Origin of the sequence: Bacillus sp. Root131, assembly GCF_001429475.1 — a bacterium.
GTDB lineage: Bacteria > Bacillota > Bacilli > Bacillales > Bacillaceae_G > Bacillus_A > Bacillus_A thuringiensis_S.
In genome coordinates this window covers 597,928-614,838 of record NZ_LMJQ01000001.1, presented here as the reverse complement: position 1 = coordinate 614,838, position 16,911 = coordinate 597,928, and the positions used below count along the sequence as shown (strand labels likewise).

Here is a 16,911-nt window from a genome sequence, read left to right as displayed (position 1 = left end):
CCCTCCACCTTATGACAAAATACCATTATTTGTATTACGTGAAATTTTAACGCTATTTATGAACGAACAGCCACTTCTCTAACGAGCGGATTATGTACTTGCACATAAATTGCTTGCTCTAATGGATTACTTAACTCATCGACATCGAAAAATCTCGTTAGTAAATTTGCTTTACACGCTAACTTATCTTCGTCCAATAATTCTCTTAAAAATGTTGAAGGTTCCCGGTTATACGGAAGGAATGATTCAAGTACAGACCTTAATTCCGAGAGAAGAATTTCCTCCTTAATTAATCCTGCTGTGCCAAAACCATTAATGAGGCCAAACATATGATTGAAAATTAAGTAGTAACGAAATCTCTCATCCACAATATAGTCGTCATATAAATTTCCAGTACGTTCTCCAATACCAGCTAATTCATTATTAAGCATCTCTTTCATTGAATTACAGAAATAAAATCCTTGATTATCACGGAAATAATATTTGACCGGATAACCATCTTTTAGCTGAACAACGCTATTTTGCTGATGAGCTTCTAATGCAACACCATACTGTAAATACATCCATACCATTGGCTTTAAAGAAATATTCATATATCTTCTAAACCACTCTAAGCTTACTTCTTCACAGCTTTTACTTTCTAAATCTGCTAGGCGATGAATAATATTCGATAACCGCGTACGCTCCCCAGGTATAGCATCTTGAACTAGCCCAGCAATTAATGTTGCGTCGTTTGCATGTTCACTATAAAAAGGGTTCTCGCGAATAATCACTTCAAATCCAGATTCTTGTGTTCCATAATTTAATGTAATATAGGCTGGATCACAAATAAAATCAAAGCCTGGAAATCTTTCTCGTACTTCACCAATAGCCGTATTTAACATTTCCTTCCCTTCAAGACCACTCTCAAGTTCTTTCAGTTTATTAATACGCATTGAATTCGTTACTTTCACCGGAAATGAAAACTTAAGCATATACTTCGAATCGGGATGATACAGCGTCCTTAGTGATGATGTTGCCATAAAATACTTACCTACAGGTCCAATATACTCAAGCAATTCTTGAACTATCCAATCCTGTACGTAAGCTTGATGCAAGAGCCATTCTGCCTGAAGCGGATGAATTGGAATTAATGCATATTGATCTTCCTTACAGTACTTCGCTATAAATTCCTTACTAACCATCTCATCATTACTTAATTCTTCTTTTATAATCGTTGTTGTAGAAGCTGATAATAATGATTTTTCATTTACTATACTTTTATGTGCCCGAAAATAATGAAGCTGGCATTCTCCTTTTAATTCTGGAGAATACATTTCACTTTTCCAATCCAATATCCCCTGTCTACTCTTTGGTGTAGGATGAGTTAAATGCCCAAATAATAAAGACTGCTCCGCTTCTATAAAAGTTGTATGGAAACCGTATAATGCGGATGTATCTTCTATTCTCTCTTTTATAAATTCCTCAATATTTTGACAACTACGAATGACTCGAAGCATAAGTTCCGCAGGATTCGTTCCTTCTCCGTAGTTGATAGACATCTCTTTTATTAAAAATGTAATAACTGTAACGTAATCTGCTTTAATAACAGAATTACTATCTCCAATTTGATAATAAAATTTTTCTCCAAACAAATGGCGATCTGTTGATGATTTATATATAACTTCTCCATACAAAGTAACGTTCTGTGCCGATAGCCGACAACATAAATATGTGGGGACTGTATCTCTATTCAACGTATTACTGAAGATACTCTTCATTCTTTCATCCTCTGTAATCCATTCTCCACTCCCTGTTTCTCTTAAATAACAGTTTAAAAAGCTTTGTAATGTTGCATGTTCTGCGATTTGTTTCGCATGCTGCATGTTGGTCCTCCTCTTTATATTAAAGCTATCGAAATTTTATATAATAAACGATAATTGAATGTCGTTATCAATTATGATTCTAATTGATAATGATATTCAATTCAAGAGTATATTTCAGAATTTTTTTATCAAATAAAATTTTTCTTTTTTTCTTTCTTTTCTTTAATCTAGTTAAAAGTACACTAGAAAAATTCTTGTTTTCAAACTAATTACCTACTTTTATTAATCCATTTTTTGATGGATTAATAAAAAGGTACACCAAATGAGGTATACCTTTCCCTATGATATGTTTACATAATACTATTATATGCATCAATCTATATAGCTGTTTGTTTTTGTAACAAATTCAAATCTCTCCAACAATACGCTGTTTCTTCTACCTTTACTCTCTCTAAAAATTTCGTATCAATTTTTTCAGGGTTGAATTTTTCATAAAACTTTTTAGAAGGATTATTCGTAACGACCCAAACTAAAAGAGATTGCATATCATTCTTTACACATTCTGATAGTAACGCTTGAAATAACTTTTGGCCTATTTTCAATCCTTGATACTGTTGTAAAAGATAGATTGCATATAATTCCCCATCACAATTATATGCACCGCTTCTTTCAACTCCCCCATCAATAAATCCGACTATCGTTCCATTTAACGTCTCTGCTACAAATCTATATTGGCATGTATCTTCTTGTTGAAAAATGTTTTCCCATTGTTTTTCTCGTTGCTCATATGTTATATTTTCTAAAAATTCGTCAGCAAATATACCTTTATACGTTGTTTTCCAGCTATCAACATGCACCTTTGCTATACCTCGTATATCATCTTTTATAGCTCTTCTAATATGTATTTCCATCATTTCTCCCCCTTGTTATTCATCATTATATCAATTTATTTCCTTAAAAATCCAAATAAAAAAAGAGCGAATGCACTTCACTCTTTTTTATCATAATTATCTACTTTCCACTTCCACTGAAACAACACGATCAATCTCTTTCAGGGAGCTATATAACTCTGTTGTATATAAATCTTCTGGAGCTAAAATAACCATTTCCAATTGCTGAAATGCTCCACTATCTATATCTTTAATTTTCACTCGTTTCACATGCATACCTAAATTTTTAATTTGCTTAAATATACCATCTAACTCATGATGCTCTTTTACAGTAATTTTTATAGATAAATCCTTTTGTCGTAATGAATACGGACCTGCAATTTTCACAAGTTGTGGAAGTACGTTAATTGCTAAAATAATTAAAATCATAGCAACCGTCGCTTGTAAATAAAAGCCTGCCCCAATTGCTATACCTAAAGCTGAAGCAGCCCACACCATAGAAGCTGTCGTTAATCCAGAAATAACATCATTACTTCTTCGTAAAATAACACCTGCCCCAAGAAAACCAATCCCACTCACAATTTGAGCAGCTAGACGCATTGGATCCATATTTGTATGCCCTGGAACAGAATATACATGTACGGCTTCAATTGAAACCATCGTAATTAAACAACTTGCTACAGAAATAACCATACTTGTTTTCACACCAAGCGGTTTATTCTTTAGCTGCCTATCTATCCCGATGAATAATCCTAAAAAGAGTGCTAAACCTAATTTGAGTAAAAATTCATATGACATATTTCCATTCTCCTTACTTTACAATATTTCCCTTGGAATAATTCACTATAACTCTTTTATGATATCAATTCCAGTCTTTTCTATTCATTCAACATAAAAAACCGAAAAAACATTTGTAACGATGTTTCTCCGGCTTTTTATTATGCTTAAGATTCTTCTTTATTTCTGATCTTTAATCTTAATCTCTGCATCTTTGTAGAATGCTAATTTACTGTCATTATACTCTTTTGTAAATTTGTTAAACTGCTCTTTCGATTTTTGTGCTTCCACATTTAATTCATTAACAGTTTTAACTTTTTCACCGATTTCTTTTAATTTCGTTTCTTTTACTTTTAATTTTTCATACAGTTCTTTTTCAGTCGCTAATACTTTCGTGTAATTTTCATTCATCTTTTTGAATGCATCATAACGATTTTTATACGACTCTTCTACTGCTTTTGCTTGTTTTTGTAACTTCTTATCTTCAATTTTCTCTATATTACTTTGAACAGATTTCGTTTCCTTCTGTGCTTTTTCTAGCATTTCTTTTTCACTTTTCAATACTTTTTCACGGTCATCTACATTTGCAGTAGCTTGCTCTATTTTCTTCACAACTGCTTCATTATGATCTTTACCTTCTTGCAAAATTTGAGCATATAATTCTTGCCCTTGTTTCTCTAACTGCTCTAATTTTTTTGCTTCATCCACTAAAGATTTTTCTTGTGTTGCTGCTGTTTCAAAAGCTGTATATAGATTTTCTTCTGGCTTTTCACCGAAACAACCTGTTAAAAGCCCTACTGATAATGCTCCAACTACTGCTACTTTTCCATACTTCAACGTTCATTCCTCCATTACATACGGTTATCATGCCAGAAGTTCACTGGAAAGTGACTCTCTTCATGATAAGCTTCAAACTCATAACCCTTTTCTTTTAGCCCCTTTAAAATTGCTGGCACAGCAGCAACTGATTGCGGGTGAATATCATGCATTAAAATTACTTCTTGTGGTTTTGTTGCGTTTGTTAAGACATTTTGAGCAATTTGTGCTGCAGCTGCATCAACTGGCATTTTATTGTATTTCCAATCTAATGAATCAATTGTCCAATCCCATACTTTAAATCCGCCTTCTACCACTTTATTTCGAAGACCTTCATTCAATCCAGGCATCGAACCATATGGAGGACGTGTTAATTTAGGTGATTTCCCAATAATATTAGCGATTAAACCTTGATCTTCTTTCATTTCATTTACATACTCGCCATTTTTATATAACTTTGCGAAATTATGTGTCATACTATGCATGCCTACATAATGACCCTCAGCATTTTCACGTTTCACTAAATCAGGAAATTCTTTTACATTCGCTCCAATTAAAAAGAACGTCGCCTTCGCATCATGTTGTTTTAGCGTATTTAATAATTCAGCCGTATATTTCCCTGGCCCATCGTCAAATGTAAGATAAGCAACTTTTCTTTCTTTTCCATTAAAACGACTTGGTGCCGTTTTATTCATTTCAACTTTCGGCTGTTCACTTGCAAGCTGCACTACATTTTCTTGTTTTGCAACAGCTTTTGCTGGTGAAGTAATTGATTGGAACATGTAATACCCAATAGCTACTGCGGCAATCGCTATTAAAACGACTACTATTTGTTTAATTTTTAAAGCTTTTTCCATTCTATCGAATTCCTCTCCCTATTAATCTTATATATAAATCGCCCAATATAATTATACATCTATTTATTTTTATTTCACCATGTAAACAGATTTTTTTGTATTATACTGGGAGTTTTATCAAAAGTATTGTTCCATGTGCTTATAAGACTCAACGTATCTCCATGAAGATCCACCATTTTTTGACGATAGCTAAACCATATTTTCACCTATTACATAATTATTAATCTGGCAAAATAGCTGGTCAATATATGATAAATGATCTTTCGCAATTACTATCTCTTCATCTTTCACCTTAATCGCTTCAATGTGTATGAATATGTAATTGCATTTTGAACAGTCTTTCTTTAACCTGTTTCAATTTCCACCAATTCAATTGTTCTATAAATAGTGATAAATTGAATTTCCTTTCCTTCAACTTTAGGAGCTAATTTCCAAATAGTCCCCTCTAGTATATCGTATAATTACACCTTTTGTTTATATAAATTAAAATGATTTTAGTATAATTTTTCTAGAACAAAAAAACGTTATTAAAAAGTTGCTAATCCACTTCAAAAAAAAGATTGGCAAAAGCCAATCTTTTTTTATTATTCGTTTCGAACTGATTTTGGCGTTACACCTAAATGATCATTTAATTTTTTTGAAATATCTTTTATATTTTTTTCATTTGGAATGTAATAATAAATACCACCGATACGTTTATCTGTACCTTCTATTTGCATTTTTTCCATTTCCAAATTAGTTCCTGCCATATTTTTTGTAATGGCAAGCATATCGTCAAATGTTAAGTTCGTTTTCATGTTTTTATCAACCGCATCTAGTAAAGAGCCCATTTTGCTAATTGATTGAACAGACATCGCTTTTTTGGCAATTGCTTCTATTACAAGTTGCTGTCTCTGTCCACGCATTGCGTCACTATCAATTTTACGCGTTCTTGCAAGTGCAAGTGCTTGTTCTCCATTTAAATGTTGGTAACCTTTTTCTAAATGGATCATACCAGCTTGGTCTTTACTATCTTGTTCAGTGAAAGTAACTGGTACATCAATATCAATACCACCAATTGAATCGACAATTTGTACGAATGATTCAAAGTTAAACTTCACATAATAATCAACAGGGACATTTAAAAATCTTTCCACTGTATCGCGTGTGCTTTCTACGCCACCAAATACGTGAGCATGAGTAATTTTATCTAATTTTTTTCTAGTTGGAATATAAACACGTGAATCACGTGGAATACTTACTAGCTTAACAGACTTATCATCTTTATTAATTGTTGCTAATAAAAGTGCATCTGTTCGAACTGCTTCGCCATATTGGCTTTTTCTCATTTCACTTCCATCTACACCCATGATTAATATTGAAATATTATCCTTTAAAGGTTCAACTTCTTTATCACGCTTTGATGACTTTTCAATTTTTGCATATGCATCATTTACAACTGCTTTTGCTTTATTATATATAAACGAACCATATCCTACTCCTCCAAAAATAAGTAGGAAAAATGGAATTAATATGAACCATTTTATTGACTTTCTTTTAGAACGCTTTTTATTACTTCTCGTATTTTGTTCTAATTCAGAGCTCATACCCATTCGCCTCTCTTTCTCTTTACCAAGTATAATGTAAGTCTATTTATCTTCATATTGAATTTCCTTTCACTAACCTTACAATTTTGTAAGGTTACTACTTAAACCCAATACGTATTCCATTTCACATTATACTCTCGTACTTATTTTTGGCAAGTCACTATTTACCAATTTCAAAAATTTAGCACTTCGCAACATATGAATTTACAAATTTATTAACTCTTTCATTTTAAATTAGGATGTCTTTTTCTTAACAAACGATATGAATAAAGAATCCAGCTAATTATAAAATCTCTATGAATACAGTATATTTGACGTTATTATTTCTCAAACGGCGTATACACGCTTTTCTTCCCCTGATTATCAATGTAAGCCGACTTTGCTTTTATTTTCGTTTTTTCTACTTCCATGTCTTCATTTGAGAAGTTCACAATGATTTTAATATCTTTTCCATAAGAAACAGATTGTACTAGCTTATCTTCTGACAAATACGCAAAATTCGTCATCTCTTCTTTTACTGCTTTTTCATGAACTTCATTCCAAACTTTTAGATGCTCTGTAATTTCTTTTTTATGCTTATTCCACTCTACTTCATCTAAATGGTACAACGGAGGAACATTATACAATAATTCAGACAGCATTCGATTTCCAACTTCATCTTTTACCTTTAAACTTCCCCATTCCCAATGATGCGTTGTAATAACGGAATCATTGTATACTAATTTATATAATGGTACCGAATATACTGGGTTTAAATATACTTGTTTATATTCTTCTTTCAATGGTACTTGTTTTGCATATTTTTCAGGCACATTTTGATTTGGTGACCAATATCCACCGACATAATACGGACTTGTTTTATTTTTCCGCATATCTTCATCGTCCCATTTAATAACAGGTGTTTCAATTCCATGTGCAAATGCAATCGTACCACTAGCAAAATCATTTCCGCCTTCAGAACCAACGACCATACCCTTTTCTTGCGCAATGTAGTCCATTCGTTTTAAACGTGCTTTTAAATCTTGCTCTTGCGTCGTTATATGTTTCGCTGAATAGTCATCGTAAATTTCACCTGTCGCATCACAATCAATAAACCATGAATTATATTTAGGACCATTTTGTAATATATCATTCATGCGTTCCTTTACACTAGGCAGCGATAAAGTCGGATTTAACTTGCGACCTCTTCCTAAAAAGCCTTGCACCTTTTCTCCGTTTTTCTTCGTTACAGTAGCCTCTTCATATAATGACGGGTCATTAAAGGATGCTGTGTTCCAATTTTTATCACTTTTTTCGTGAATGGAATGATAAGAATCATACGGACCAACTAAATACCCCATTTCCTTAGCTTTTGTCACGAAATTAGGTTGCATAAATCCTTGTTCCCAGTTCGGCAGACCAATCCACGCTTTTTCTATTCCTGCCTCTTTCATTTCCTTTAGTATATCCGTTCCATCTGCATTACCCCATTTACTTACCTCTTCAACCGCATCACCAAGTAGCGACTTTAATGAATGCTTATTTAAGCTATACAATTCTGTATTCGTTAAGTGACCTACACCTTTCTTTAATAGCACACTAGCTTCCTGATCAACGTTTTGAAAAATATCCTCTTTATAAAATTCCTTCATAGATAATACTTCGTTTATATAACGTAAAATAACATTTTTTTGATACTTATCAATGAAATCTTGTTTACTTACTTGATCTAATACATTCAGTTCCCCAGGCTCTGAACTGTTCTTTTGAATAAGTTCTTTTATATGGCTAAACAGCGGGCTATTTATTTGCTCTCTTAGTTTTGGCCAATTTATATTACTTTCTGATAAACCATTTTGATTCCAAAAATAAAAATGCGCCGCTCCATATAACTTTTCGATTTCTTTATTTTTTCTAGCCTTTTCTTGTAATGTTTTAAATTCACCTTTTCGAACAATATCATCCTTATACAGTTTAGCAATGCTTACCGCATCATTATTTGTCACATATAATTGAAATCCATATGTTTTATTTTTATTTATGCTCGGAAATTCATGTGTAAAATCAAATCCTATTTTCGGATCCGAATGAAATTTCAATTCATTATTAAACATATTGTTTGCAATATATACAATTGAATATTTCGAACCATTTAATGCGAAAAACTTCATAGAAAATGATTCAGCAAATGAATATGCATCATCCTTTAAAAACTTCTTCCAATTCTCATCATTGCTCGGAATTTGCTTACCCTCCCATAACGGAAGTGTATAATTTTCAGCTTCTACTTTCGGCCATGTAAAACTTTCTGCACCAGTCGATTCCACTTCAATGTTTAAGTGGTCTTTTTTCTTTTCTAATTTTATTTTTACTTTTTGATCTGGATATTCCCACGATGTACGATCCTTTTCTTTTTTTACATTCGATACCTTCATTTTCGGTAGGGGTTGTGATGCCTGTTCCTTTACACCCTCATGTTCTACAGTTACTGTGAATGTTTCTGGATTTACATCATAAGTAAAATCTTTATACGTCGCTTTCTTTATTTTAGACTCTTGTACAGCATTACTACCTTTTACGTCACAACCGACTAAAGTCGAAAATGGCATAGTTGTTAGAAGACATATCGCTATCATTTTTTTCATCCTCTGCACCTCCACCAATGAATATACAGGTGGTTTGTTACAGAAATGTGGCAAAAAATAATAGAGCTAGCATTTTGCTAGCTCTATTTGGAGTATTAAAAGTTGATATGAACAACTATAATTCGCTTAGAAGATATGTAATACAGTAACTGCATTTTTTCTCAACAATTATGAAACTAAACAAATCAAAATTTTAACAAGCATTCTTTAACTGAAAAAATAAGTGTATACAATGTATCCTAAAAGTAGTACTAAAATGATTATCCCTGTACCTTTCCAATTCATACCACCTGCTATATCAACTGAACTACCTGTTTCCGCTCTATTGAGTCCGTCATGTAAAGAACCCGTAGGATTACTTTTTAATTCACTTTGTCTCATACGCTCTCTTTTTTCTTCTGGTGACTCTTTATTCATTTAATCACCTCCAAAATGAATGCACTCTTTACTTACATTATTCAAAATCAACATTTGTTTTATATTTTTTTCCGAAAAAACCCAATTTAAAATAGGTTTGCAACGTAAAGAAAGCTAGCCATGCCAGCTTTCTTTATAATCCAATATGCTCTTCCTTATTTACAATAATACCTTTATGGTCGATTTCAAGCTCACATACTTTCATATCTGTAAATACTCTCGCTAATTGCTCAGCGATTTCTTGACGTTTCTCATATGGCGTTAATATAAAAATAGATGGTCCCGCACCGCTAAGTGCTGTGCCGTACGCACCAAATTCTTTTGCGCATTTACGAATAGATGGTAATAACGGTACGAGTTCTAAACGATATGGCTCGTGAAAATGGTCTCTCTCCATCATTTCACCTACAACTTCCCACCGCTTTTGACATAATGCAGCTACTAATACGTTACTTATCGCACTAGCTTTAACTGCCTCATGAAACGGAAACATCTTTGGTAATACAGATCGACTTTCATCTGTATTTAATTCTTCATTCGGAATAAGAGAAATTACCCCTAATTCCTTGCTCTCAATTCTTACGACGGAAATATCCTTTCCATCAAGTGCTCCGATTACAGTTCCACCTAATATAGAAGCAGCAACATTATCAGGATGTCCTTCAAAATTTGTAGCAATTTGAACTTTTTGATCAGCAGTTAAGTTCAAATCACCTAGTTGATTCGCAAGCTCTATCCCAGCTACAATCGCTGATGCACTACTTCCTAGCCCTCTCGTTAATGGGATATTGCTAGTAACTTCTATTATATGGGGTGATATAGAAGGACATACTTTACATGCCGTGCTAACGATTAAATTTTTATCGTCTGTCGGAATTGATTCTTCAAAGGAATGGATTACTTGCCATTTATCAGCTTTTTCTTTAACCACCACATCTAAATACAATGACAAAGCTATTCCAACTGAATCAAATCCAGGACCAACATTCGCCGTACTAGCAGGGACACGAACGCTAAATGGTATCACGACATAATCACCCCTTTAATATGATCTTTAATTTGTTCTATATCATTTGACACACTTGCGATGTCTAGTTGATTTGAAGAAATAGCGATATCAGGATCCTTCAAACCATTTCCAGTTAATACTGCAACAACTGTTTCTCCCTTTTTGATTTTTCCAGATTCAACATGTTTAATTACGCCGGCTAATGAAGCATTTGATCCCGGTTCAGCGAAAACTCCTTCAGTTTTTGCCAATAACCTATACGCATGTAAAATTTCTTCATCTGATACCATATCTATTTCACCGTGAGACTGCTCAGCAGCCTCTACTGCGTATGACCAACTTGCCGGGTTACCGATTCGAATCGCTGTTGCAATTGTTTCAGGCTCTTCAATTACATGCCCTTTTACAATTGCAGCTGCTCCTTCCGCTTCAAAGCCATGAATTCTTGGCTTCTTATAACCTTTTTCTTTCTCATATTCACAGAAACCTTTCCAATATGCTGTAATATTTCCTGCGTTCCCAACAGGGATAGCTAGAACATCTGGTGCATTTTGCAATTGGTCACAAATTTCAAATGCTGCCGTTTTTTGCCCCTCAATTCGATAAGGATTTACTGAGTTTACTAACGTAATCGGCTCTTCTGCAGCAATATTTCTTACAGCCTTAAGTGCATCATCGAAATTCCCTTCTATTGAAATAATTTCAGCTCCATAAGCGACCGCTTGCGCTAATTTCCCATGTGCAATCTTTCCTTCAGGTATGACGATTATACATTTCATCCCAAGACGTGCCGCATATGCTGCAGCTGATGCTGATGTATTACCTGTTGATGCACAAATGATTGCTTCTGAACCTTCTTCTTTCGCCTTAGCAACTGCCATCACCATACCACGATCTTTAAAAGAACCTGTCGGATTCGCTCCTTCGTACTTACCATATAGCTGAACCCCTAATTGCTTTGATATATTTAATAACGGAATAAGAGGTGTGTTTCCTTCCATTAAGCTCACATCAGGTGTTTTTTCATTCACCGGTAAATAAGAAGCATACTGTTTTAATAGTCCTTTATACATATTGTTTTTCCTCCTCAATAATGTAGTAACTGTTTATTTCACTTGCGACAGCTTCTATCGCTCCTAAAACTCGTTCGAATTGATACTTGGAAGTTCGATGTGTCACAACAACAACTTCTGCCAGTTCACGGTTTAAAGGTAATTGAATAACTTCTTTTAAACTTACAGAGTAATTAACGAAACATTCTGTTATTTTTTGCAACATCCCAGGCTCATCTCGTAATGAAATACGCAAGAAATATTTCGAAACTACTTCTTCATCACCTTGTAATTCATAAGGAACTGGTTCTTTTAATGCACTTTTATTTTTCGGAACTTGATTCATATTTTTAACGATGGAAATAATATCACTTACTACGGCAGAACCAGTTGGCAACTTTCCAGCTCCAGGTCCGTAAAACATTACTTCTCCTACCGCTTGACCATGAACATATACTGCATTAAATTCATTATTTACATTCGATAATGGATGCCGTCTCGGTAAAAGCGTCGGTTCTACACTTAAATGAATGGCTGGCCCTTGTTTTTCTGCCTTACCAATTAACTTCATAGTAAATCCTAACTTTTCAGCCATTTGTAAATCTTCTTTTTCGACCTTTCGAATCCCTCTTACTTGCACATCATCTAATGAAACATTCATCGAAAAACCTAAGTTTGCAAGAATTGCTACCTTTCTCGCCGCATCTAGTCCATCTACATCTGCTGTCGGATCCGATTCTGCAAAACCTAATTTTTGCGCTTCCTGTAAAGCCTCTTCATAAGACCACCCATTTTGACTCATTTTTGTTAACATATAATTTGTTGTACCATTTACAATTCCCATTATTTTTTCAATTTGATCTGATGCTAGCCCGTCAGTTAATCCTCTTAACACTGGAATACCACCCGCTACACTTGCTTCATAACATAGATCACAATCATTTTCGTTCGCTAATTTGAGAAGCTCTGCACCGTATACAGCCATTAAATCTTTATTTGCTGTTACGACATGTTTCTTATTTCGTAAAGCCTTAACAATATGCTGTTTTGCTTCTTCAATTCCACCCATTACCTCTACTACAATATCAATATTCGAATCATTTAGAACTTCATCTACATGGCTTGTTACTGCAATTTCATCAATACAAACATCGCGTTCTTTTTCTAAATCACGTACAACGACTGTTTTCGCTTTCACTTCGTATCCTGTATCAAGAGCGATTTTTTTATAATGTTCTTTCAAAATATGAACAACACCACTTCCGACCGTACCTAAACCTAATACCCCAACATTTATAACGTTATTCATCTTCTAATCTCCTCCTACAATTTTATTATTTATCTCTATCAATCACCTTGCTCTGCTTTTTAATTATGCAGGTGGTGGTTATTTCCATACGTATAAATAGTTTCATGTTACCGCACCTCCCTTCAAAGTAATAAAAAACACACTCATCCCTAGGAAAGGGACGAATGTGTTTTCGTGGTTCCACCCTTGTTCCAACCTAGGCGTATTTCTCCCTAGATTGCTCAAGTTCAGNAAAAAACACACTCATCCCTAGGAAAGGGACGAATGTGTTTTCGTGGTTCCACCCTTGTTCCAACCTAGGCGTATTTCTCCCTAGATTGCTCAAGTTCAGATAACGGCTGATTCCGTCAATAATTACTAGATTACTCGTTCACTATTGAAGTTCAAAGGTGGTAAAATCATTTCTCGTGTTAGGAAGCTCACACCCTTGGCTTCCCTCTCTGTAAACCGTAAAAATGATTCCNNNNACTCGTTCACTATTGAAGTTCAAAGGTGGTAAAATCATTTCTCGTGTTAGGAAGCTCACACCCTTGGCTTCCCTCTCTGTAAACCGTAAAAATGATTCCGTGTCCTTATCGTTACTTTTTCGTTCATGTTTATTTGTTAACTCATTATACTCGCATAAAAAGCAAAATCAACAATATTTTTCAATTATTTTAAATTTTCGGTCTCAAAAACTATAAAAAAACACACTCATCCCTAGGAAAGGGACGAATGTGTTTTCGTGGTTCCACCCTTGTTCCAACCTAGGCGTATTTCTCCCTAGATTGCTCAAGTTCAGACTCGTTCACTATTGAAGTTCAAAGGTGGTAAAATCATTTCTCGTGTTAGGAAGCTCACACCCTTGGCTTCCCTCTCTGTAAACCGTAAAAATGATTCCATGTCCTTATCGTTACTTTTTCGTTCATGTCTATTTGTTAACTTATTATAGTTATCAACTTTTTAAAAAGCAAGCCTATTTTTACTAACTATTTTCAAGAACTTTTTTTATTATATTTTACAATAGCATTATGCAACTGCCACTCAATTTATCTATTTTGTTATTTCTCCAGTTTGTAAATCAACGGTTCGTATATAAATTCCCCATTCTAAAACCCGTACATATCCGCTCCACAAAACTATATCAATAAAATTTTTAATACAATCTTTTTGTATAACTTTCTTCTAAAGAACGTGCAACATCTTCTTCTGAAGTATTCACTTTCGCATGCTCCAGTAACATTTTTGCTGCTGAAGGTAACTCTTTTTTATTTAACCAAGATTCTGGATCCCACATCTTAGAACGAATAAAAGCTTTTGCACAATGAATATAACACTCTTCTATTTCAACAACAATTCCAAGCAATGGATTACGTCCATTCGCCTGCATTTCTTTCAAAACTTCTTCGTCGTTTGTAATATACGCTCGGCCATTTATTCTGAGTGTCTCCCCAAGACCTGGAATAAAAAAGATTAATCCTATACTTGGATTGGAAATAATATTCAAAATGGAGTCTATACGGCGGTTTCCTGGTCTTTCCGGAATAATAATTTTACTATTATTTAATATGTAAACAAATCCAGGTGCGTCTCCTCTCGGCGAGGCGTCACACTCCCCCAACTTATTTGCAGTAGATAATACTAGAAAAGGAGATTTAGAAAGAAAATCTATGCAATGGTGGTCTAATGATGAAATAACTTTTTTCAATGCTCGCTCACTTGGTTGCCCCAATATTTTCCGTAACTCTTCCTCTGTTGAAATAATCGATTTTATTTCCATACGCTCTATCTCCACTTATAACCACTCCTTTTTCTTTATTTTCCCAAAATTAAATACAAATATTGTATAATAAAATTTGAGGAAAGGGGAATTAAAATGACAGAGTGGTTAACAATATTTGATCCTGAAAGAAATACACTTGGGAAGAAATTACGTGACGAAGTGCATCGTGACGGTGATTGGCACGAAACATTTCATTGTTGGTTTGTAGAAAAAGATAATGAAGATATGTTCTTATATTTCCAATTACGCTCTAAAAATAAAAAAGAAGCTCCATGTATATGGGATATTACTTCAGCTGGACATATTATGCATGATGAAGATGTACAAATTGGTGGCCTTCGTGAAATCGAAGAAGAATTGGGGCTTTCCTTTCAAACTACTGATTTAATATACAAAGGCATCTTTAAAATAGATTATGAAATTTCAAATCTTACTGATCGTGAATTTTGTCATATGTATTTTCACAATGTCAACAATCCACTTCCATTCGCACCAGGTGAAGAAGTAGACGATGTGATGAAAGTACATACAACTCCTTTTCTACAACTATTAAAAGGAGAGATTTCATCTTTAACGACGATTTCAGTCCTAAACAATAAACCGATTACGATAACATTTGAAGATATTTATCCGTATGATCTTGCATACTATGAATTTGTTGTTGAACAAGGAAAAGAACTACTAAAAAATAATAGTTTGTAAATATAATAGGACTCCTATCTATCGTTGACTGAGAGTCCTATTTTCCTTATCATCATTGTTCAATTGTCTTTAATCTCTTCTCTACTCGCCTAAATAAGTGAATGATTAACAATACCATGACCGCCATAATCACTGCTGTTGTATGTGGATATCTAAACAGTATACTAATAATACTTCCAATTAACATCATGATGAATCCGTTTTGCTTCATCACTTCTGCACTATACCTATTACCCGCATCCCATAATTCCTTATTTTTCATGGATCGTTTCGTACGATAACCATATGCTGCGTTAATATCCGTTGGTGGATTTTTTTGAAGGATAATTGCAGCAAGTATAAATATAACACCGATCAATATGCTTATTCCTACGTTTACTAATGCATAGATCAATTATACCCCCCCTAACTTACACCCTCATTATACGACACGACCCCTTTTTTTCCAATTTATAACGCATTCAATTTCTTTCTTTTGATGTCTGGAACATACTCGGAAGTGTTACAAAACGTGCCCCTTTCGTTTTTAACTGCGGAATGATTTTGTCTAGTGCATCTACAGATCCTTGTAGATGCCCACCCGGTGTTGAATGCTGAAGGATGACACTTCCTGGAAATGAATTCCCTAATACATTATTTGTAATCGTATCAGCGCTTACACCTTTCCAATCAACTGTATCAACACTCCACTGTACAATCATAAAATTTTGCTCTGTCGCCCACTTCAATTGATTTTCAAGTATTTCACCGTATGGCGGACGTATAAACTTTGGTGCATAACCAGCTAAACGATTTAATATTTCTTCTGTTTTTATAATTTGATTACGGTACTCATCCTCATTTACTTTCGCTAAATTTGGATGACTATACGTATGATTACCAATTACATGCCCTTCATTTGCAATACGCTTTACTACGTTCGGAAATTTTTCTGCGTTTTCACCAAGTAAGAAAAAAGTAGCTTTTACATTATGTTGTTTTAACTTATCTAATATTTTTGGCGTGAATTCTGAATCTGGTCCATCATCAAATGTAAGAGCTACTTCCGCTTTATTATACGGTCCTGAAAATGCGTACGCATATTTTTCAACCCATGAAAATGGTGTCCACGATCCACGATCATCTACTTTCATTTGTACTTCATAGCTTTGAGGGATATATGCGTATGGCAATGCGCTTATATATTCTCCATAATAAAGTGAGTTATATGGCATATAAGCATACGAAACATCTCGTTCTAGTCCCCATTGATATGGAGCAAACATTTCTGGCGAATAAAAATAATACATGATAAAAAACCTCCCT

Annotated in this window: 15 protein-coding genes; 1 reads left to right on the top strand and 14 read right to left on the bottom strand. The window is 34.1% G+C overall.

The window, feature by feature from the left end:
- Positions 1-56: 56 nt before the first annotated feature.
- From ASE54_RS03110 to ASE54_RS03055, 12 genes are all read right to left on the bottom strand, one after another.
- Positions 57-1,865 carry an IucA/IucC family protein gene (locus ASE54_RS03110; protein ID WP_001163341.1) on the bottom strand — a complete coding sequence of 603 codons (1,809 nt, stop codon included), beginning with the start codon at positions 1,863-1,865 and terminating at the stop codon, positions 57-59.
- A gap of 317 nt (positions 1,866-2,182) precedes the next feature.
- Positions 2,183-2,716, bottom strand: a complete 534-nt coding sequence (locus tag ASE54_RS03105; protein WP_000402427.1) for a GNAT family N-acetyltransferase — start codon at positions 2,714-2,716, stop codon at positions 2,183-2,185.
- A 96-nt stretch (positions 2,717-2,812) separates the two neighbouring features.
- On the bottom strand, positions 2,813-3,493 hold the full coding sequence (locus tag ASE54_RS03100) for an MgtC/SapB family protein (RefSeq protein WP_000119503.1): 681 nt from the start codon (positions 3,491-3,493) through the stop codon (positions 2,813-2,815).
- A gap of 159 nt (positions 3,494-3,652) precedes the next feature.
- Positions 3,653-4,309 (bottom strand): YkyA family protein, encoded by a 657-nt coding sequence (locus ASE54_RS03095; protein ID WP_000873563.1) that lies wholly within the window; start codon positions 4,307-4,309, stop codon positions 3,653-3,655.
- A gap of 14 nt (positions 4,310-4,323) precedes the next feature.
- Positions 4,324-5,145 (bottom strand): peptidoglycan-N-acetylglucosamine deacetylase, encoded by an 822-nt coding sequence (locus ASE54_RS03090; protein ID WP_000409482.1) that lies wholly within the window; start codon positions 5,143-5,145, stop codon positions 4,324-4,326.
- Positions 5,146-5,729: 584 nt separating this feature from the next.
- A complete protein-coding gene (locus ASE54_RS03085) occupies positions 5,730-6,731 on the bottom strand; it encodes an LCP family protein (RefSeq protein ID WP_002083270.1) in 1,002 nt (333 codons plus the stop codon).
- A 320-nt stretch (positions 6,732-7,051) separates the two neighbouring features.
- Positions 7,052-9,355, bottom strand: a complete 2,304-nt coding sequence (locus ASE54_RS03080; RefSeq protein WP_000738099.1) for a glycoside hydrolase — start codon at positions 9,353-9,355, stop codon at positions 7,052-7,054.
- A gap of 207 nt (positions 9,356-9,562) precedes the next feature.
- A complete protein-coding gene (locus ASE54_RS03075; RefSeq protein ID WP_001031480.1) occupies positions 9,563-9,772 on the bottom strand; it encodes a DUF6366 family protein in 210 nt (69 codons plus the stop codon).
- 133 nt (positions 9,773-9,905) lie between these two features.
- Positions 9,906-10,799: a homoserine kinase gene (thrB, locus tag ASE54_RS03070; RefSeq protein ID WP_000612099.1), complete on the bottom strand. Its 894-nt coding sequence runs from the start codon at positions 10,797-10,799 to the stop codon at positions 9,906-9,908.
- On the bottom strand, positions 10,796-11,854 hold the full coding sequence (gene thrC / locus ASE54_RS03065) for a threonine synthase (RefSeq protein ID WP_000276427.1): 1,059 nt from the start codon (positions 11,852-11,854) through the stop codon (positions 10,796-10,798). The genes thrB and thrC overlap by 4 nt, the downstream gene beginning before the upstream one ends.
- Positions 11,847-13,142: a homoserine dehydrogenase gene (locus tag ASE54_RS03060; protein ID WP_001066893.1), complete on the bottom strand. Its 1,296-nt coding sequence runs from the start codon at positions 13,140-13,142 to the stop codon at positions 11,847-11,849. The genes thrC and ASE54_RS03060 overlap by 8 nt, the downstream gene beginning before the upstream one ends.
- A 1,135-nt stretch (positions 13,143-14,277) precedes the next feature.
- On the bottom strand, positions 14,278-14,916 hold the full coding sequence (locus ASE54_RS03055; RefSeq protein WP_000402140.1) for a pyridoxamine 5'-phosphate oxidase family protein: 639 nt from the start codon (positions 14,914-14,916) through the stop codon (positions 14,278-14,280).
- Positions 14,917-14,997: 81 nt separating this feature from the next.
- Here ASE54_RS03055 and ASE54_RS03050 point away from each other — a divergent pair, with 81 nt between their 5' ends.
- Positions 14,998-15,606 (top strand): NUDIX domain-containing protein, encoded by a 609-nt coding sequence (locus ASE54_RS03050; RefSeq protein WP_000141355.1) that lies wholly within the window; start codon positions 14,998-15,000, stop codon positions 15,604-15,606.
- Positions 15,607-15,658: 52 nt separating this feature from the next.
- On the opposite strand, the gene ASE54_RS03045 is transcribed toward ASE54_RS03050, so the two are convergent.
- Positions 15,659-15,997: an SdpI family protein gene (locus tag ASE54_RS03045; RefSeq protein WP_025989011.1), complete on the bottom strand. Its 339-nt coding sequence runs from the start codon at positions 15,995-15,997 to the stop codon at positions 15,659-15,661.
- Positions 15,998-16,067: 70 nt separating this feature from the next.
- On the bottom strand, positions 16,068-16,895 hold the full coding sequence (locus tag ASE54_RS03040; RefSeq protein WP_000291206.1) for a peptidoglycan-N-acetylglucosamine deacetylase: 828 nt from the start codon (positions 16,893-16,895) through the stop codon (positions 16,068-16,070).
- Positions 16,896-16,911 lie beyond the last annotated feature (16 nt).

Coding starts and splice junctions, on each gene's coding strand:
- ASE54_RS03050 (WP_000141355.1), top strand. CDS start 14,998: ATGACAGAGTGGTTAACAATATTTGATCCTGAAAGAAATACACTTGGG.
- ASE54_RS03100 (WP_000119503.1), bottom strand. CDS start 3,493: ATGTCATATGAATTTTTACTCAAATTAGGTTTAGCACTCTTTTTAGGA.
- ASE54_RS03085 (WP_002083270.1), bottom strand. CDS start 6,731: ATGAGCTCTGAATTAGAACAAAATACGAGAAGTAATAAAAAGCGTTCT.
- ASE54_RS03040 (WP_000291206.1), bottom strand. CDS start 16,895: ATGTATTATTTTTATTCGCCAGAAATGTTTGCTCCATATCAATGGGGA.
- ASE54_RS03075 (WP_001031480.1), bottom strand. CDS start 9,772: ATGAATAAAGAGTCACCAGAAGAAAAAAGAGAGCGTATGAGACAAAGT.
- thrC (WP_000276427.1), bottom strand. CDS start 11,854: ATGTATAAAGGACTATTAAAACAGTATGCTTCTTATTTACCGGTGAAT.
- ASE54_RS03080 (WP_000738099.1), bottom strand. CDS start 9,355: ATGAAAAAAATGATAGCGATATGTCTTCTAACAACTATGCCATTTTCG.
- ASE54_RS03110 (WP_001163341.1), bottom strand. CDS start 1,865: ATGCAGCATGCGAAACAAATCGCAGAACATGCAACATTACAAAGCTTT.
- ASE54_RS03090 (WP_000409482.1), bottom strand. CDS start 5,145: ATGGAAAAAGCTTTAAAAATTAAACAAATAGTAGTCGTTTTAATAGCG.
- ASE54_RS03060 (WP_001066893.1), bottom strand. CDS start 13,142: ATGAATAACGTTATAAATGTTGGGGTATTAGGTTTAGGTACGGTCGGA.
- ASE54_RS03105 (WP_000402427.1), bottom strand. CDS start 2,716: ATGGAAATACATATTAGAAGAGCTATAAAAGATGATATACGAGGTATA.